Source organism: Paraburkholderia fynbosensis (genome assembly GCF_902859935.1).
Taxonomy (GTDB): Bacteria; Pseudomonadota; Gammaproteobacteria; order Burkholderiales; family Burkholderiaceae; genus Paraburkholderia; species Paraburkholderia fynbosensis.
In genome coordinates, this window is sequence record NZ_CADIKI010000002.1 from 307,228 (window position 1) to 325,955 (window position 18,728).

Here is an 18,728-nt window from a genome sequence, read left to right on the forward strand (position 1 = left end):
TCCGTGACAATAAAGTTTGGAAACGGCAACAAAGTTTGGAAAGTGGGCAGGGAGCCACGCAATAAACATTGGAAACTGTAGCCAATCTGAAAGCCCTCTACGCGAGGGCTTTTTTGTGGCCGTCTCCGTGGCTAAGGCGGTTGCCACGAGTGGAAGGGCTAAAAGGCCATCGCCCGACGGTGGTGATCGGCGCTCTGCGGCCCCTCAAAATGCAGGCTGAAGCCGACGGCTGAGACTTCGCTAACCGTCTCCGTGCGGTCAAGCCGGTAGAATTTGCGTAAAGGCCTACTTGGCACCTGGGCTTCGCCATAACCAGTTCACGTAGCACGTGAGTAGGAGACAACCATACAAAGGGGGGAGATGGCATCTGCTAAGCGAGACTTTGAGCGATTTGTATCGTGGCTGCATCTGCCGGCCACCCAAGCCCCGCCAGAGGTGAAACGACTGGCGAACCTTGCCTTGGCTAACTTTGATGGGCTGGCTCAGACCGTTCGCCAGCACAGTCAGCGGTCCACCTACTTGGTCGATCACGCCCGCAGGACCCTGGCCCAGACGTCCGACGGACCGCCCGACATCCAAGCTGTGGTGGCTGATGGCGTCTGGCCGTGGCAACGGCTGCGGAACATGACTATCGGCCCCTTCCGAGGCTTTCGGATGCCCGAGTCCTTCGATCTACAAAAGCGGGTCATCCTATTCTACGGCCCCAACGGCAGCGGCAAAACCAGCTTTTGCGAGGGCCTGGAATATGGCCTGCTGGGCTCAGTCGAAGAGGCCGAGAGCAAACGCATCGACGGACGCACGTATCTCGCCAACCTCCACGCGCGCCGCTTTGAGCCACCTGCCCTGCGGGCGACCGACAAGCAGAACCGGGAAGTCGCGGTCAACTCAAACCCGGACACATTCCGGTTCTGCTTCATCGAGAAGAATCGGATCGACGCGTTCTCCCGAATCGCCGCTCGGCCGCCCGCTCAACGCACCGAACTAATCGCCACACTGTTCGGAATGGACAAGTTCAACGAGTTCGTGGGCCACTTTAATGAGTCCATTGATCAGCAGCTCGTGCTGACCGCCACCAAGCAACTCGCGCTGACTGGAAAGCGCAACGCCCTGGTCACCGACCAAGCCATGGTCAATGGCGAGGCGAAAGCCCTGCTGGACTTGGCGAACGAAGAGGCTGCCCTCGCCCTTACGCACTCTGCGGGTATGACGTATGCGGGACTCAAGGCGTTTATCGGCACAGCCGACGCGCCCGGCTGCGCATCCTCAGTGAAGGCCATATTCGGTGCCTAGGCTTGGCGATCTTGCTCGCCAAGGGCCAGAGCATCCAAAGCCCACTGATCGTGTTCGATGACGCGATCAACGCCATCGATCACGACCATCGTAGCGGCATCCGCGAGACGATCTTCGAGAGCGACCATTTCGCTCAAACACAGCTCATCGTCACTTGCCACAGCAACGAGTTCATCAAGGACATCCAACAGCACTTGCCTGCTCAGCGGCGCGGCGATTGCCAGGTCTATCTGTTCCGCAACCACACCGGCAACTACCAACCTCGCGTGACGGGCAATGTCCCGAGCAAGAACTATGTGATGAAGGCCCGCGCGTCAAAAGACGCGCTGGACCACCGCGAGGCCCTCGCGTCTTGCCGGCAGGGGCTCGAGATGCTCTCTGAGAAAGTGTGGCGGTGGCTGGCCAGCCACGACTTGGGCGTGCTGAATCTGCAACTCGCTGGGGTCGGCGCGGAGCCCGGTTTGCGCAATCTTTGTGAGGCGCTCCGCAAACGGCTAGAAGACGCGGCGACCTTCAACCACGCCAATAAGCCGGTGCTGGTGGCCGCCTACAGCCGGATTCTTGGCATCCCGGCCGCCAACCTAGTCTGGTCCTATCTGAACAAGGGCACACACGAAGAAGCGAACCGGGACGACTTCGACGCTAATCTTGTGGAGACGGTTGTCCGAACCCTTGAGGCGCTGGATGACCTTGACCTTCGCGTAGGCCGGTAGCCCTCGCTACGCGTTTGCATGAGTTCGGGTTGCTACCAGAGGAGAGCAGAAAAATCTTCGTTCAAACCGTGAGCGCATATGCCATTAGTGTCGAAGACGTGCACGCGCTCGATGACGAGAACATTCGCAGCATGTTCACTGATGCTGAATTCGACGCGCTTATCGCTAGGGTCCGCGCAGACCTACTGCCAAGGCTGGGCAGTGTGCGCGAAAAGGAACAGGATGGATACCGAGCTGACGAACCTGCCGATGAACACATGGAACATATGTTCGAAAGGTTCAAGACGCTGAAGGACAAGTTCGGCGATGACGCGGAAGCCGTGCGGATCATTGATCGCGAGATCGATCTGGCAAAAGACTGGATCAACGACAACGACCGTGTACGTCCAGATAGGGCGTCCCGATCACTCGGCATAGCCGGGACCATCGACAAGCCACATGGCACCCGGAGCATTTTCGACGATGTTGATGTCTGAGAAGCCGGCTCTATTGGGCGTGTCCCTCCGCAGCTGTCGCTCGTCAACGGCGCGTTGGCTCAAGTCAAGCTGCGTGATGGATGCGGAATCGTAGTTCAGCGACTAGCGTAACCAAGCCACAAGGCCGATCGTTTTTCCCGACGTGGGACCGAGTGCGGCCAGAAACCGCCGGTCGTTGGAAACCTCGCACGGACAATCGAGCGACGCTTCTTATCCAAACCCAGCCATTGGTCTCGGATCGTTCAGATCCCGAACACCCGAACGCAGTCATCCGTCCAGCTTCGCGGCCGACAACTTAGGAGGGAAGGTTGGTACCCTTCATGTGAAATTTAGGATAGCAGCGAGTCGCGTGGCGAGGTTGGATGGCCCTTTACCGTATCGGCGAGCCAAATGACGGCCTAACGATAGCTCACGTCGCCGAAGGACCAAATGTGCCGACTTGAAATGTCTGAGTGGGCTGAACATTCCGGTGAGGTATAGTTTTGCCATGAGCACATCTTCTGCCCCACGCCCCTACCATCGCTGCTTCGTCAGCGGCAACGATCCTGAGGCGACCAATCGTCTGGCCGAAATGGTGCGGGCGTGCGGCATTGAGGCCGCCAGCGCGGCCGAGATGCGGGTCGGGGAAACAATCACTAAGGAGGTGATTCGGCTGATTACGGATGCGGATTTCATCGCCGCCGTGATCACTGACGGCCCCCAGACGGCGGTCGCGTACGAATTGGGTGTTGCCCAGGGACTGGGCAAGCCGGCTTTCGTGATTTTTGCCAGCAGTCCAAGCATCGATCTTGCCAATGCCTACGTGGTGGCAGTCGAAGACGGGATGCACTTGGAAGGTGCCGTCGAGGATCTCGATCGGTTCGTCCGTCACGCCAAGCGGCCCGGCCGAATGGGCCAGGATAGCAAAAGCCGTACCGTCCATTCTCTCGACTGGGCGCGCAAAGAACTCGACGAACTACGGGTGTCAACAAGCCCTGATCGTTACCAGCGGTTTGAGAGGCTGTGCGCCAAGATATTTCGGGCAACGGGTGCTGAGGTTTCAGAGGTCGGTCAGGATCAAACGATCGGCGCGGATCTGATCGTTTGGCTCAACGATATCGCCTTTGAACTGGGCGGCCCGACGCTTGTGGAATGCAAGTTTTATGGCGGCGGTGTCGGGAGCGTTCTCAAAAACTCGGAAGAGACCGTCCGGCGCATAGAAAGGGTTATGGAGCGCAGCGATGCAAAGCTAGCGCTGTTGGTCTACGACCATGACCGTAAAACGCCGCCTCCGAGCCTGTTCGAGACGCCGCGGGTGTTGTCGTTTGCGGTCGAGGATCTGATTGCGTCAATTGAGAATCTCGAGCTTGATACCGTGGTCCTCAAGCGCCGCGATCGTGCATTATTTGCGAAGCGTGCGCAATGAGCATCGATTCGTCGTGGGTCGCGAACGAGCTCACAGCCATCGACGCACTTGGCCACGTGCCGCAAGAAAAGGGCAAGCGCCTGGAGACGCTGGTAACAACAATCTTTTCGCTGGTCTCCGGCCTCCAGTATGAGGGGACTAACCTCCTCAATTTTTATCGGACGGAGGAAATTGACCTTCTATATTGGAACGACCGCGAGCGCGACGGTGTCCATTTCCTCGACTGTCCGTTGATTATTGAGTGCAAGAGTTCGAAGACGCCACTTTCGGGCCGCGACCTGCGTTATTTCGCAACGACGCTCCGCGATAAAGGCCGTAGCAGCGGTGTACTCGTGGCGCTGGCCGGAGTGGCCGGCGACGAGGAAGCAGTCACGGCAGGCTTCTACCATATGACGGTTGCCCTTATTGAAGGCGTCACCGTACTCGTAGTCACACGGGATGATCTGCTCGCACTGAAATCGGGCGCGGATCTGGTTACGTTGCTAAAGCGGCGTCTGCTTTCTGTCGTGAAATCGCAGGTTCTTCAGGCGGCCGCAGCCTCGAGCTAGGAGCTTAAACACCGAAAAGTCCGTCGTCCAAAATGCGCCTTAGTTCTCAGCGCAAAAAAACGAAGCGGATCTAGGTCGGGATTGGAACAATCGGTTCCTTGGCCATGATCATGCAGTCGGCATCGAGGGTTGGTCGCGTCGATGCGGACTACGGACAGCGAACCGCTCGAAGGGCGCGTTGCAAATAGCCCAGAAGATCCGCCAGCTTTTGCTTGTCTGCAATCCGAATCCAGACGGTCGGCAAAAGGCCAAACTTGGCTAAGGCGGTTTGTATCGTGGAAGGCGGGTGTGTTGGGAGGAGACCTTCACGTCGACTCGCCATGGTGAGTTCTGCTTCGTCCGCTTTGCCGCAGACTCAGCCCCCCGATGATGGGATGCCGAATTGCCGATAACCTGCCGACCACACTTCCGTCCCGAACGGCCGTTAAACATTGAAAGCAGCCCTCAATGAGGCCCACATCCCCGGAGGTAGGGCGGTGTCCATTCCATCTGGGGCGAGATCGGCCCTCTGCAGGGCAGTCAACCTATCACACCACATCCATACAGCGTTCTAGCGGCTACCTCGAGCTTCTCAGCCAAGCGGGTTGCGGTCCTCTGGCGCGCGGGCCATTGTACTGCCGTCCGATCGCCCAGGAAAACTGGATCGCATTAGCCACCATCAGGTCGACATTCGAAAAGGGAAAAGGTTGAAAAAGCACGCCGCAAGGTCGGCAAGTGCCTTGAACACCTCAAGTGGTCGCCCTTAAGCGCCGATAGCAATATTGTGATCGTCGGCAAGGAAATAGACACGCGATGGGCAACAGGGCCGCATATACGACAGGCGAGATCGAAGCCGCTTTGGAAATGGAAAAGGCAGTCTATGAGGGGCGACTGAAACGATCCGAGGCGATTCGCTACCTTGTTTCCAAGGGGTTTGCTGAAGGCAGTGCGAGCGTTTTCATAAACGGCTTCCGCAAGATGCGCCGTGGCGAGACATACCACATGGCGCTGAGCAAAGAGGCGGTCGAGCTGTTCCTCAAACGGGCATATGAAAGCGGCGACTTCGACGTCCTGCGCGCAGGGCTTGTCGCGCTCAATGGAAACATCGACTACTACGAATCGGTGGAGGAGAAGCGGAAAGGCACCAGACCGACGCTCCATTCTGCGCGCGCACTGTATGCGCGATACTCGCAGATTGCAGCGGAGGTCGCGGCGCAATCAGAACCAGCCTTCAGCATCGGGCATGACGAAGCGTTCGTTAGACTCGGAGCTTTGAGACCCGGACAGCATTGGTCGATGTTTGACGTACCCTTCAATCTTGCACGAGACGGCAAAGCGAAACACCTCGTGACCACAATCTGGAATCACGGTAGCGAGACTGACTCGAATGGACGGCGCATCTCGAATGGCATTGCCATCCTCGAAGACTCTGCGAATCGCACGCTCTGGTACAAGGTGCCTAAGGTAAAGGAAGGCGCTAACGCGTCCCCAAACAGGATTGCACACTGGAACCGGCTTGAACTCGCCGCTGAATCGCAACTGCCGATAATTGGGGTACTGAAGGACTATCGCACAGGCCGGTGCTCGCTCGAGTACGTCTTTGACTGCATCCCGGCGACACACACGATTGACCCCGCCGCGATCTGGCTTCAGCTGAGGCCGAGAAACGGCGCGTGGCCGCCAGAAACTCTCGCGATCGACGCGCAGGCTTTGATCTTCGGTAATGTTGTCCGAACGGATAGTCCAGCGCCTGATATGAATGCAACCCTTCGCGTCTCGCTCGGCGCGCTGCAGGATGATTTCGAGCGCGACGTTGTGAAGTCGCTTCGAGACAGCACGGAAGCTCGTGCCGCTCGCCTTCGCAATGCGCGACCGCACCCGCAAAAGGTCATGGTCGTGACGGAAGTATTCGTTCGAAATCCCGATGTCGTCGCCGAAGTTCTGTCTCGGGCCGCCGGTCGTTGCGAGAAATGCCACTGCGAGGCTCCATTCAGGCGCCGGACGGACGGCAGCCCCTATCTTGAAGTTCACCACATCAAGCGGCTGGCTGACGAAGGGGAAGACACTCCAGAGAACGCGCAGGCGCTCTGCCCAAATTGTCATCGAGAGAGCCATTACGGATAGATGCCGCCTAGCGTGAAGCTTTTCGAATCGCACATTACAGTATGTAGACGGGGATCGACATGTTCTGATTGAACAAGGCGGCGAATGGCTGATGGACGAAGTGGTCCGGATGGGGCAGGCTCGCCGGAACCAGCAACGCTATTACGGCCCATCGGCGGAGGACCTGCGTCGCGAAGCGCCCATTCACGAGGAGCGGTCCAGAAATATCAGGCTCGCCGTCCAGCACAACCAGTTTTGGACGAACAAGGACAACGAGCGGAAAAAGCTGCGTCGTTTGTACTGCGAGCAGTACAACCTGCTTGCGTGTCAGCGTGCTACCTTGGTTGCGTTGGAGTCTGTTGTCGAGGTATCGGAAGAGGACCGCAGGTGCAAACAACTACAAACTAATGAGGCAGCTGGCTGCGACCTGCTTACTGAATGAAAAACGACTATCGGGAAGTACTTGAGAAAACGTCGGCACATGGACGACGAGAATATGCGTGGGTAGCGAGTCGGGGCATTCTCATCTTGGGATTCGTGATTGCGACATACATTTATCTCGTAAGCGTAACGATGTACGGTGCTTCGCTTGTTGCAGCAATAGGCGCGTCTGCGACGCACCACAACGCACCTTTTAGCCCTATGGAGTGGGCACTAATTGCGATGTTTGCAGCGATGTTTGTCACTGTTTCGGCAGCGTGGTCGAAGATCCCTGAGATGGTGACTTTCTTTTGGACGCAGTTTGAGGACGCTGTCGGGCGAATTGTCGTCCCCGCACATTCCATCTGTCACATTTGCTTCCCTGACCGACTCTGGTTTTTCCGCAAAGTATTCGTGTGGGTCGCCGTATTTATTGTGATCGCGGGCGCATTGGCATGTTTCCGTTGGACGGCAAGCCAACTACCTGCGCTCCCCAAAAATATCGACGTGTCTAGTGCGCTAACCCAGTTCGTGACCCCGCAAATGTTCAAATTCGTTTCGGGGCTCCTGACCGGGACGATAGTTACTGCGCTGGCGATAAGGTTCGGCTTCTCGTCCAAGTGGCGCATGGTATTCGAAAAGCCCGAGTGTGCGGAAGCTGTGGCGCCTTCGAGCGTAGCGGAACATATCGCGCACACGTTTCGTATTCTGCATGCGTCCGATCTGCATATAACCGACAGCGGCGATGTACCCCTGACAGAAGGATCGCTGCGCATTTCCGATGACCTCGTCTCAAGCGTGTTGTCAGCGTTGGCACGAGACTCGCAGGATTGCGCTGCCGTTTTGCTGACTGGCGACATAACCGATAGTGGCTCAAGCGGGAGCTGGACGCGATTTCTTGACGCCTGTCCCGTCGATCTTAAAAATAAGATGATTTTTGTCCCAGGCAATCATGATCTGAATTTGCAGCAGGGCAAGTTTCCGACTCGAGCCGAGCGACTCGATAGTTTTGGTCGACGAATGAGGCAGATTCGTGCGATGTGTTCTATGGCCGAAGTCATGGGTGAGAGGGCCTACTTGATTGACCGTCAGACGAGGCGGCTCATAACCTTAGCGACTATGTCCGCCGCCAAGGCGCTGCCTTGGAAGCGCACATCAGCGGTAATCTGCGCTCACGCAGGCCAATGACGACGATTTGGGACGATATGTTTCCGATAGTAGCGCTCATCGAAGGCACGAGGGTGGGCGTAGTGATCCTGGACACTGTGAAGCCGGCGTCGATCAACGTTACCAATGCGATCGGCGCCGTCCCAGCTGAGACGATTGATGCATGTGGTGAGTTGATGGCACAGATGGCGCCCCTATGCGACAGCTTCGTGTTCGCGACACATCATCATCTAGCAACGCCATACGCAAAAAAATGGCGTTCCCGTGTTCAGAACGCGTTTCTCGTATTCCAGAACGCAGTTCAACTCGTAGACATGCTGTCAAAACGTGGTGAGCCGACGGTAGTGTTCCACGGGCACAGACACATCGCCTATACGGGGAAAGTGCAGGACACGGACATCAGTATCGTCGCTAGTCCGTCGGCGACTGTGGGTGGACATGCTCGGCCCGGAGAGGGAAGTTGGCGAGTAGTAGACCTTCAGGCTTCTAGTGGAGCTTGCAGACTCATCGGGCGCCCTCAATTCAGATCACTGACCGTTCACCGGCAAGACATCGAGTCCACCCTATAGCAGCGGGGAGCTTTTTTTCGCCCGCTCTGTGCGATGGCGCGTAAGGGTACGGGTACAAAAAACCTTGTGAGAGAGACGGTCAGCGACTTTTTCAACAGCATCTGGCCGAAGCGGTCGTTTGCGGTTCGTCGTTTAGTGTCGATGTGGTTTGTACAATCTGCGAACGAACAGGACTTTTCTGCAACCCCCGTTGGCATTCTCGAAGGCGGCCAATTACCCCGAGTTATCTATTGGAGAAGATAAATTGGCGAGCATGTTCCAATTGACTGATGAAGACGGCCCCCAACTGGATGCGCGTTTCTCGGTAGACCAGGCGGACATCATCCTGCACAGTCGAGGTGGTGCAAAAGGTCGGCATGGGGCAGTAAATGCGGACTATGCGAAAGGTCTGCTCTTGTTGCTCAACAGGCTTTCTCGGGCAAGTATTCCCATTTTGGGCGCGTGGGTCGATAGCGCAACTGTCCAGTCGCTGCCGCTCAGTGCACGATCGATTCTCAGCAATTCCGAAGGAAGTCTGTCGCCGGAGCGAATTTGTAGTTTGCTGAGCAGTCGCATGAGAGATGTTCGCAGCGATCCAAATCCAAGCGCAAAGGGGGGCAATTCAACGAAGCGCATTAGAATCGCGACCGGTTTCGACGGATTCAGTGAGGACTTGGCTGCCCGGCTAGGCGGTATAGCCGCGGAAGGAGATCTCCGCAGCATGGAAAGGCTGCCCGCCGACGTGCTGCGCCGCGCAACTCCCGAGTATGTCTGGCGCGCCGTTCAGCAATTCATTGCGGGCGACGTGCAGCATCCTTTTGGCCCGTCCACCGACTATGATCTGATCGCTGACGATGGCCGCCGGCTTCCGCCCAAAGCTGTCTTTGGACTTGCACTTTCGATGGCACTCGATGGTGCATCGATTGAACCGAGACACTTCACGGCTGGGGGTATGTGTTTCACCTTGTTACGGGCGGCAGGTTATCAGGTCGTGCACAAAGGCGAGGCGTCGGAATCTCCCGAAAGCGAAATCTACATCGACGAGGAGTGGCGTGAGGGGGGCGTCAAGCTCAAATCTCACCTGACGCGGGAACGGGCCCCTCGCCTCGCCAGAGCAAAAAAAGCGCAATATCGTCGAATACACGGACGGCTTTCTTGCGAGCGATGCGGCCTTGACCCAGTGGCTCACTACGGAGCCGAAGAGGCCGAGGCATGCATCGAAGTTCACCATTTTTCCACTCACGTCAGCGAAATGGCAGAAGGTCACAAAACCACTCTCGACGACCTCCAATGTCTCTGCGCCAATTGCCACAGATTGGTCCACAAGATCCTGCGCGAACAGACCAAGAAGACCTGATCCGGCCGTATTAAATCTGGCGCTGTGCCGCAATAAATCTGTGAGCCAATGAACGGCCGCCGCGAAAACGCATACCCACCTGACTGACAGTTCCCAAGATGACCGCGAGCGACAAGCGCATGAAACACACGCCTGCAAAACCGTACACACTTCGTTCGAGCGCAACTAACTGGGATGCCTGGCGAGAGGTGAGAAACCGCGTCCTCGCCGCACTGGACGGCGAGTCTGGAAGGTTCGGCCGGCTGCGATTGCATGCAAGCGAACCAGCGGAGCGCAAATCGAAATGCAAGTTGTCAGTCGAATGCTTGGATTGCGGATTGGGCCGGGACGGCAGTTGGAAGACCTATTACGACAACGTACGCATGTCACCCCAAGGCTGCCCAGTCTGCAAATGCGCTCGGCCGCTGATCGACCGCTTCACTGCCAAGTTTCCCGACCAGTCGCTCTCGCTGTGCGTTCCCGACAGCGGTCCTCCTAACGTACCTGACTTGAGGTTCATCGTGCAGCCCAAGGAATGGTCACTGCCCGATGACTTCGCTTGGGTCATGCCCTCGATCGGCATAGCCGCCATCAAGAAAGCGCTGAGGCAACATCGCTTGCCCGGTGAAGCTGCTCAGGCCAGCTTCGGGGACTTTGTGGAACTACTGTCGAACTTCAAGCATGCTTTTCCCTCGGGGACGCTTCGGTTTGCCAGTCGTCACCATCCCGAGACTACGTCGCCTGGCCCTTTCTTCGACATAAATACCGGGACTCGATTGCTGCGTTCACCGATTGCGGGAAGCTGCGTGTCACGCGCGGCAGTGCTTAAAGCCGTGCGCCAGGAGAGCAAGGATCTCAAACTCCGCAACGAGCTCCTTGAACGGGCAGAGAAGCACGGTGCAACAGAAGTCTCCTTCCAATGGAGTCCCGGTTATGGCGGGGGCTTTTTCATCCTCTATCGCAGCCGCACGGGCTTTTACCATCTCGACACGCGGTGGCGTGCGGAGCAGAAGGCATGGGGCCAGTCTGGATTTCGGCGCGGCGAAGCACTGGCGCTCGTCGTCATCTCCCACCTTTTCCCTGCCCTCGACTGGGTGCGGACCTCCCGCCCGGCCTTCCTCCTGAGAGACAACGGGTATCGGCTCGAACTTGACGCCTACAGCCCAAGTCAGCGGCTGGCGCTCGAGTATCACGGAGCGCACCACTACGCGCCTCGGTCGCAAAGCGCGGAGGACCTCTCAGCCCACGCCGATCAGGTCCAACGGGATGCGGAGAAACGGGCCCTCTGTGCGAAAGAGACGGTGCGCCTGCTCGAGATGAAGGACCGGCCGCTGGACCCAGCGGCGTTCCTCTCCTGCATTCAAGACCTAGCCCTCCAAGCCGGGCTCGTGCCAACCTGCTCCAATCCGGATCTTGAAGTGATCGTCGCGCGCTGGAATGAAATCTGTGAAAACCCCCTCGAAGAATTCCAGCAAGCGTTGCTGAGGAATATAGGTCATCACAAGCTGATGTCGCATGAACTTACCCAGGTGACCAAAGGCTGCAAGGTCACCTACCTATGCGGGCATTGCAACAAGCTCAACACGGCGCAGGCCAAAGGCTTGGTTGAGGGGAATGTTCGCCAATACTGTCCTCAGTGCATGTACGACGCCAATCCCCAGCAGCGCCGCGCTGAGGCGCTCGAGGCCTGGGGCGCACAAGGCCTGCCGAAGTTTGTGACTGACCGCGTGGAGTTCGATGAGTCAAACCGCTACCTGTATCGCTGCGAGGCGGATCACGTGACCATCTTGCACAGCTGCTCGTCCGCCCTGCGACATGTCAGTGATGGTGCGTTCAACTGTCCAACATGCGTCAGTGTGCATTCCGGCGTCGCAGTGAACCACGCGACGCTTTTTCCTGGCTATGCGAAGGCGTTTTCCGACTCCCTCGCCGAGCTCAAGCTCACGATACAAGGCTCGCCGTGGTACGAGGAGGGTGAGCTCTCGGCCCGCGTGCGGTGCCCCGCTGGCCACGAGCGAGTGATTAACCGCTCCTTGTGGAACCGGATTCGCAGCAACGCGAGCTTGACAGATCTGGGCGTGGTGCCGTCGGCTTGCCCGGACTGCGCGTACCCCGGCATCAGTGCAGCTAACGCCGTAAAGCTCATGGGAACGCTGCATCATCGGCTTTACATAATGAAGGATATGTACCCGGAGATCAGATACCTTCACGGCTTTGATGCAACGGGGTGGAGCGAGGAAACGTTCTCCTGCGGATGCAACGGTCCTGATGGAGTCCCCCATCCGCCCTTCTCCATTACGTTTCGCAATCTCCTGAGGTACGCGAAACACAAGAGCGATCAGCATCTCTGCTTGCCCTGCAAGCTGGAGGCCGGCACGACCAACAAGCGTGGGAAGACCCTGGCAGATACGGTCTCACGAATGACAATCCTACGTGCCGCGGTGCTGGCGGTCACACCCGTCCACCTGCGGCCGATTGCAGTGCAGCCACCAACGGCAACGCTCATTACCGAGGGCTTTGGGGGCCGCGGTGAGTTCTCGACAACCAAGGCTCGGATTCGCTTTGAATGTGGTGTGCCTAGCCACGCGCCGATGGACGCGTCATACAGCAACTATTTCCATCGTTTTGAATCTCGGGGATACGGGTTCTGCCCAGCATGTGTCAAGAATGCCGGGCTGACCCAGGCGCCGATGCCGGAGCAAGGCCGCGAGGCTGCTGGCGCATTGAGATCCATCGCCCTACGGATTGACTGAGCGCGGACGTTGAACGGCTGCTAGCAGGCAACGAATCCCGCCGAGCATAGGGCCGCAGCGGGTCGACTACGGATCGTCCCGCGCAAAGCGCTTGATGCCACGCTTGATGCGCGCTAGCCTCGTGCCGTTTCATCCGAGACGCAAGTAAGACAATGGCTACGTTGCACCCTTGGAAGCGCAAAGTATTCGTCGACACTGAATTTTCCGATCTCGATGCCCCTGTTTTGCTGAGCATCGCGATGGTCGCTGAGGATGGCGCCGAGTTCTACGCCGAGATGAGTGACTTCAGTACTAGTGGCTGTAGTGAATTCGTTCGAACATTCGTAATACCTCAGCTCGGCCGATACCCGGATCGAGTCATGAGTTCTCACGAAGCATCGAATCAACTTTGCAACTGGATGGAAAAGTTAAAAACGAGCCGGCAGAGACCAGTGATCTGCTATGACCACCCCGTGGATGTCCAACTGCTAACCCGTCTGATTGAAAAAAAGCCGTCAAGTTGGCAGCTCGAAAATATTTCCGCCCGGCTTGACGTCGAGCGCCGGGAACAATATTTCGCCCTCTACGGTGGGAGACACCACGCTTTACACGATGCGCGCGCGAACCGTGCCGCCTATCGCTAGCGACGCCAGCCAATTCGAGTTGCGGCGATACTTATCAATCATTCAACCATTTGTTGGGTCGCCTGAGGCACGGTGCCGACAGCAGTCAAGTGCTCACGCGGTTTCTGGTACCGCACATAGGGCTACAAACTTGGACAAGCAGGTATATCGCAGCGTTTGCGGGAAATTACGAGTAGGTGACAGTGCCAACAAGTACAAGAAATCGTGTGCCATGACTTCGCCTCCGCGGACGACGACTCGATTTTCACCAGTGAAAATGGCGATCAACAAACGTTGTGTATTTGACTTATATATCTCAAGAAAACGTTCAATAAATATATAGGAAAACTAAATTATTTACGTCTGTGCTTGTCTCGGTGTTTAATGTGAGGAGTCAGAGCGGGCGCGCCGAAATGGCCAGCGAGTGAAGCAATCGAAACAGGAGGTCGCATGTAGAAAAGAAAAAAGCCAACCGATGACGAGTGGCTTTTTGTCTTGGCTCTAAAAGAGCACGGTACTGCGGGACTGGACATCCTCAGTATCGTTCTCGATTTCAGCCGAGTCAAGGCCTTTTTGTCTCCGTGTTATGGGTTGGCGTGTCCCCGATGTATGGAGGGCCACCGACTCTTACCTAGTCACAACTGTCATCCGGCGCGCTAAGGCCGCTGGCGACCGCCTGTGTGGCATCGGAGTAAAAATGAAACGAACGATGACGTGGGATAAGTTGCAAGAATTGATTGAGAGCGGGGCCGGCCAAGGGCATGGTGAACGCTACCACCCCTTCATACAAATCCACAGAGGGAATTCATCTTCGAAGGGCAATCAGACCGTTGGACCCTTGCCCGGGCAACAGCGCTCCTTCCACGGCCTTGCCAGGCTTGAGCGTCAATTGGGGATCCTGTGTTACTGGCTGGGCGCGCAAGACGTCCGTGAACAATTTCCCATGTGGCCGTTTCCACACCTTCATCCAATTGTCGGTGCTAAAAACGCCCGGTCGTACTCGCGTTCAAAGGTGCCCGGTCTGCTTAAAATCGCCGAGGAGGCCGGAGTCGATCACGGAGTTTTTGTTGGAACGAATATTCCATACATCGCTACTTTGGACGTCGTCGCCACGGTAGATCGAGACTCCGGTCCATATCTTGTCGCATTTTCATGTAAGCCGCGGAAGGCAGTATTAGAAGCCTGTTCAACCTCTCGGATCCTCGAAAGGCTGGAGCTCGAGCGTAGCTATTGCAATCGAATTGCGGCTCGCTATCACATTGCACACGAACTTGCATTGCCTCCCGACCTGCTAAAAAATCTCGAAAACTGCGGAGCCGCATGGGCGAGACAGAAGGAGATCGTTGCCGCAACCGGGTTTCATGAGTTCCGGCGTGTCTTGCTAGCGAAGCTCAATTCAGTGTCAATCCGCTGCGCGGTTGAGCGTGCCGTCGAAGTATCGAGAATCGACGCATCCGTTGCATGGCCCGCGTTCAAGCTGCTCTGCTGGACTCTCGAAATCGATGTCGACCTCTCGAAGCCGCAGCTCCATTCGTACCGCATGGTGCCGGGTGGTCGGGAACTGCATACGCGGTTGAAGCAAACCCTCTTGGGTGGAGGGTCACGATGAGCTCGATTCATTTGAACTGCCTGATTCGGCTTTCACACGGGGCGTCATCTGCAGGGGGGATATTTCGCGTAATTCATGCGAATCCGTCGATCGATAGGTTGTGGGCTATCAAAGTTTCGAATCGAGACGGATCATCAGTCTCTTATTATCGACGTCCCTCCGATTTTTCAATCTTGGCAGTGGAATCAATGCTGAGAGAATCCTTGGCAGAATTGGTCGCCGATAAGACTCCGAAGCTATGGCTTATGTCGGACGGCCAGATTAAAGCGCGATACGGGAAGCGAGGAGACGGCGGTCAGTGCGCCCAATTAGTTCGCCGGGATCGTGACTGGCGTGTGATCGAAGGGTTAGTAAAAAACTACACACTTCATGAACTGCTTGAGCGAGGACTGTATCGCGGCGTCATACATCAACGAGCATTGGAGCTTGGGTGCAGGCCGAAATCAGTGGCGTCGGCACTTCACAGGTTTTGGGCGGGATCATGCAACAAGAACGCCCTATTGCCGAAATTTGACAGATGCGGAGGCGCAGGAAAAACGCGCAAACAGGAAAAGAAACTAGGGCGCCCGAACGTCTTTGTGCGGCAGCATATGTTCGACCGCGCTGGCTACTGCTTACGTGACGATGATCGCTCGCAATTGGCCTTCGGATGGGAAAATTACGTCCGTCCTGGCGTGACAGTTCAGTCAGCATATCTGCGCACGATGGAAGCATTTTACCGCCAGCCAGACGAGACTCAACGCGCAGATGCTGCGCCGATCTTGAAAGAGCCGCACGACCGACCCACTATCCGCCAGTTTCGCTACTGGGGATCGCGTGGCGACAACGAAAGAACCGCCGTTCGGCTGCAAATGGATCGAGGGGATTTCGAGCGCGATCACCGTGCGCTTCACGGAACTGCGCGCGACGGCGTTGATTGCGTGGGTCAGCTGGCTTACTGCGATGCCACAACGAATGACGTCCATCTGCTTTCGGCAATCTCGAGGACTAGGGTCGTGGGGACGGCGCACCGAATAGTGATTGTCGACACGGTTACAGGACTTATCGCTGGACTGGATTGTGGCTTCGATGCACCGTCGGCGCAGACCGCTTTGAGCGCCGTCGCAAATGCCGCGCTTGATAAGGTCGACTTCTGTGCCCGATTCGGAATCGACATTATTTCCGAGGAATGGCCTGCTATTGCCTTTCTTCGTTATCTGGCTGACAACGGTGAGCTCCGGAACCAGCAGTCGATCGATTCGATTCCGGGCATTGGCGGAACGCTCGAATTTGTACCGGTGTTTCGTCCAGAGCTGAAGTCGATTGTCGAGTCAATTCATCACGTCCTTCATAAAAAGCTTGATCACAAGCTTCCTGGCACAACGCGTGGACAATTGCGAAAGCGTGGGCAACGCCACCCCGCGCTTTCCGCATGCCTTACGTACTTCGAATACATGCGTCTTTTGATCCGCCGAATCCTTCACTACAACAATGAAGAACGTGTGCCGCAGCTTCTGACTACCGAGATGCGTCGCGATGGTGTGGTGCCGACTCGATTGAATATGTATCGTTGGCGTCAAGAGAACGGATACGGTGCCGCAGCGCCCCCCTCCGCAGATATGGTCAGGGCTCATCTTTTGCCGGTCTTGCCTGCGGTCCTGACCGGCCGGGGCATTTTTCTGCTTCGAACGGACCGTGGGGCGAAAGCAGAACATATCAAAGGCGCTCGATTCGTTGGCAGTGTCCTTAAAGAGCGGGGAATGATGGAGCTGGCGCGAAGGAACCACACGCGGGTTGAAGTGCGAGGGGATCCGCAAGATCTTCGGCGAGTCTGGCTTGTCATGGACGGAGTGCATGAGCTTCTCAACATGGCTGCTGATCCTCTCGCAGCTCGGGAATGGACCTTCAAGGATCATCTTTCGGTACAAGACGAAGATCTTCTGAATAGCAACCTCGATATTGGCCGGCGCACGCAACGAGACGCCGAGTTGGATACGGGAATGTTTGTAGACGTTGGCGAGGCGCAGCGTGCTAAGCGTGCGGAGACGGGGCGTCAAGGATCGCGAGTTTCTCTGCACAAACAGATCGCTGACATGCGGGCGAATCGCAGAGCCGAAAGAAAACTGCCAGCAAGTCTGCCAGCATTCAAATCGCAGATTACTAATGTCCCACCTTCGCATATGCCGGGCTCAAGCCCGCTGCCTCCTGCCGACTGCGGAGAAGACCTGCTGTCGCCCGCGCACGCAGCTCTACGCGCTTTCAACAAGACTCGGAGATAGGTATGAGCGATGAAATGAATCTTAAGGGGGACGGCGCCAGCGGCCCTTGGAGCGTCAATCCTCTCCTAGCTGCGCTGCCCCCGGCAGTATGTTATGAGGATTTACCTGCCCTTCTGGCGCACGAGCCGCTGTCCTCGATCTCCTTGGAAGGGTTGCCGCTGCAACGTCGAGCAGAATACCTATCGAAAATAGGCTCGCATTTTGTGCCAACGTCTGCGGCGATTGACATCGCGGATGCCGTACTGACGGCAATCCGATCGGGATATGAAGACCGAGATCCGTCATCCAGGGCCTTTAAACAGGAGCGATATAACGTCGGCGCCTGGAGCGCGCAGGACGGTGTCTTGATACGTTCCGCCTCAGTGAGAAACGCACGGGGAATCACAATCAAGGGAATGACCGGCGTTGGAAAATCGACGATCGTCGCAAGGACCTTATCCCTTCTTCCTCAGGTTATCGATCATGGTTTTAACGAGCAGTGCGGTTGGGCCGCGCAGAAACAGCTAGTCTGGTTAAGAGTCGATATGACGTCGGACGGCAGTCGTCTCGGTTTCCTGATGCAGATCTACCGAGAAGTCGACGCGGCACTAGGTACCAACTATTTCGCGCAATATGCATCAAAAAAGATGACAGTGGAAACTCACATGGTGGCTGTCTCGAAGATCCTGTTTAATTGCTTTTGCGGCGTGCTAGTGATCGAGGAGATCCAGTTCCGAAATTTCGGGACTGCGGCCGCACGAGACCTTATGTTGCTCTTTTTTCTGAGGCTCGCAAACTTGGGTGTTCCGATAGTTTTGATCGGAAATCCGCAGGGATTTGACGGGTTCGACGTTTTTTCCCAAGACGTCCGGCGAATGAGTTCTGGTGGATCCTTCGAGCTGTGGCCAGCTGAATCGCAAAGCGACGTTGACTGGGGGGAGTTTGTGGTTCCGGGAATGCTTCGATTCACCGTGCTTCCTAGGCCGCCGAACGTAGAACATGCGTCTGCACTTCTGTTCGACTGCACCGGCGGCGTTCTGGACTTCCTCGCGAAAGTGCTCACACAGGCACAACTGCTCGCGATAAGAATGGGACGCGATCAGATAACAGGATCAGAAATCGTGGCGGCTTACCATAGTCCAGTATTGCGACCACTGCATTCACTGATTCGAGGGTTGGTTGAGCGGAAGGTGGATCAGCTTCGGTCCTTTGAAGACGTACCGGTGGAGTTACTTGCGGAGTGGTGGGCGCGTGCGAGGGACCATCGAGAAACGGAATTGCATCCGGAAGGGAGTGGGCGCGCACGGGCGTCAATGCAAGGCAAATCCCGAGAGGCAACTGGAGGGACCAGAACTCACTATCAGCAGGGTGCCGCTCGCTATAAGGCGAAAATTACAGCTGGCAAGCGTCGTGACAATCGAGCCAAGGAGCTGGAGGCCAATCTGTCGCCAGAGGATATAAGGGCGAACGGACGGAAAGAGGCGCTGCTGGGAAATTTTTCTTTGATGCAGTGGGATATAAATCGGAAGAAACAGTAGCCGG

14 protein-coding genes are annotated in these 18,728 nt (G+C 56.6%); all 14 read left to right on the forward strand.

The features are described from left to right. The first annotated feature begins 360 nt into the window (after window positions 1-360). The 14 genes from HV770_RS38400 (at window position 361) to HV770_RS04455 (ending at window position 18,724) form a co-directional block, all read left to right on the forward strand. Window positions 361-1,290: an AAA family ATPase gene (locus tag HV770_RS38400; protein ID WP_246290705.1), complete on the forward strand. Its 930-nt coding sequence runs from the start codon at window positions 361-363 to the stop codon at window positions 1,288-1,290. A 2-nt stretch (window positions 1,291-1,292) separates the two neighbouring features. Continuing rightward, window positions 1,293-2,003, forward strand: a complete 711-nt coding sequence (locus HV770_RS38405) for a hypothetical protein (RefSeq protein ID WP_246290706.1) — start codon at window positions 1,293-1,295, stop codon at window positions 2,001-2,003. Window positions 2,004-2,032: 29 nt separating this feature from the next. Continuing rightward, on the forward strand, window positions 2,033-2,479 hold the full coding sequence (locus HV770_RS04400; protein ID WP_217468571.1) for a hypothetical protein: 447 nt from the start codon (window positions 2,033-2,035) through the stop codon (window positions 2,477-2,479). Window positions 2,480-2,966: 487 nt separating this feature from the next. Beyond that, window positions 2,967-3,884: a restriction endonuclease gene (locus tag HV770_RS04405; protein WP_175158266.1), complete on the forward strand. Its 918-nt coding sequence runs from the start codon at window positions 2,967-2,969 to the stop codon at window positions 3,882-3,884. After that, window positions 3,881-4,432: a hypothetical protein gene (locus HV770_RS04410; protein ID WP_175158267.1), complete on the forward strand. Its 552-nt coding sequence runs from the start codon at window positions 3,881-3,883 to the stop codon at window positions 4,430-4,432. Before HV770_RS04405 ends, HV770_RS04410 begins: the two co-directional genes overlap by 4 nt. Before the next feature lie 792 nt (window positions 4,433-5,224). Further along, window positions 5,225-6,535 (forward strand): HNH endonuclease, encoded by a 1,311-nt coding sequence (locus HV770_RS38410; RefSeq protein ID WP_246290707.1) that lies wholly within the window; start codon window positions 5,225-5,227, stop codon window positions 6,533-6,535. A 91-nt stretch (window positions 6,536-6,626) separates the two neighbouring features. Beyond that, entirely contained in the window at window positions 6,627-6,956 is a 330-nt protein-coding gene (locus tag HV770_RS04420; protein ID WP_175158268.1) for a hypothetical protein, read from the forward strand. After that, window positions 6,953-8,122 carry a metallophosphoesterase family protein gene (locus HV770_RS04425; protein WP_175158269.1) on the forward strand — a complete coding sequence of 390 codons (1,170 nt, stop codon included), beginning with the start codon at window positions 6,953-6,955 and terminating at the stop codon, window positions 8,120-8,122. Before HV770_RS04420 ends, HV770_RS04425 begins: the two co-directional genes overlap by 4 nt. Before the next feature lie 738 nt (window positions 8,123-8,860). Then, a complete protein-coding gene (locus HV770_RS04430; protein WP_175158270.1) occupies window positions 8,861-10,006 on the forward strand; it encodes an HNH endonuclease in 1,146 nt (381 codons plus the stop codon). Between the two features lie 119 nt (window positions 10,007-10,125). After that, window positions 10,126-12,738 (forward strand): hypothetical protein, encoded by a 2,613-nt coding sequence (locus tag HV770_RS04435; RefSeq protein WP_217468572.1) that lies wholly within the window; start codon window positions 10,126-10,128, stop codon window positions 12,736-12,738. Between the two features lie 152 nt (window positions 12,739-12,890). Further along, a complete protein-coding gene (locus HV770_RS04440; RefSeq protein WP_175158272.1) occupies window positions 12,891-13,361 on the forward strand; it encodes a 3'-5' exoribonuclease in 471 nt (156 codons plus the stop codon). A 676-nt stretch (window positions 13,362-14,037) separates the two neighbouring features. Then, window positions 14,038-14,949, forward strand: coding sequence for a PDDEXK family nuclease (locus HV770_RS04445; protein ID WP_175158273.1), 912 nt, complete (start codon window positions 14,038-14,040; stop codon window positions 14,947-14,949). Beyond that, on the forward strand, window positions 14,946-17,207 hold the full coding sequence (locus tag HV770_RS04450; protein ID WP_175158274.1) for a hypothetical protein: 2,262 nt from the start codon (window positions 14,946-14,948) through the stop codon (window positions 17,205-17,207). The genes HV770_RS04445 and HV770_RS04450 overlap by 4 nt, the downstream gene beginning before the upstream one ends. Before the next feature lie 2 nt (window positions 17,208-17,209). Beyond that, a complete protein-coding gene (locus HV770_RS04455; protein WP_175158275.1) occupies window positions 17,210-18,724 on the forward strand; it encodes an ATP-binding protein in 1,515 nt (504 codons plus the stop codon). The last annotated feature ends 4 nt before the right edge of the window (window positions 18,725-18,728 follow it).

Coding starts and splice junctions, on each gene's coding strand:
- HV770_RS04455 (WP_175158275.1), top strand. CDS start 17,210: ATGAGCGATGAAATGAATCTTAAGGGGGACGGCGCCAGCGGCCCTTGG.
- HV770_RS38410 (WP_246290707.1), top strand. CDS start 5,225: ATGGGCAACAGGGCCGCATATACGACAGGCGAGATCGAAGCCGCTTTG.
- HV770_RS04410 (WP_175158267.1), top strand. CDS start 3,881: ATGAGCATCGATTCGTCGTGGGTCGCGAACGAGCTCACAGCCATCGAC.
- HV770_RS04405 (WP_175158266.1), top strand. CDS start 2,967: ATGAGCACATCTTCTGCCCCACGCCCCTACCATCGCTGCTTCGTCAGC.
- HV770_RS04425 (WP_175158269.1), top strand. CDS start 6,953: ATGAAAAACGACTATCGGGAAGTACTTGAGAAAACGTCGGCACATGGA.
- HV770_RS04450 (WP_175158274.1), top strand. CDS start 14,946: ATGAGCTCGATTCATTTGAACTGCCTGATTCGGCTTTCACACGGGGCG.
- HV770_RS04420 (WP_175158268.1), top strand. CDS start 6,627: ATGGACGAAGTGGTCCGGATGGGGCAGGCTCGCCGGAACCAGCAACGC.
- HV770_RS04435 (WP_217468572.1), top strand. CDS start 10,126: ATGAAACACACGCCTGCAAAACCGTACACACTTCGTTCGAGCGCAACT.
- HV770_RS04440 (WP_175158272.1), top strand. CDS start 12,891: ATGGCTACGTTGCACCCTTGGAAGCGCAAAGTATTCGTCGACACTGAA.
- HV770_RS04445 (WP_175158273.1), top strand. CDS start 14,038: ATGAAACGAACGATGACGTGGGATAAGTTGCAAGAATTGATTGAGAGC.
- HV770_RS38400 (WP_246290705.1), top strand. CDS start 361: ATGGCATCTGCTAAGCGAGACTTTGAGCGATTTGTATCGTGGCTGCAT.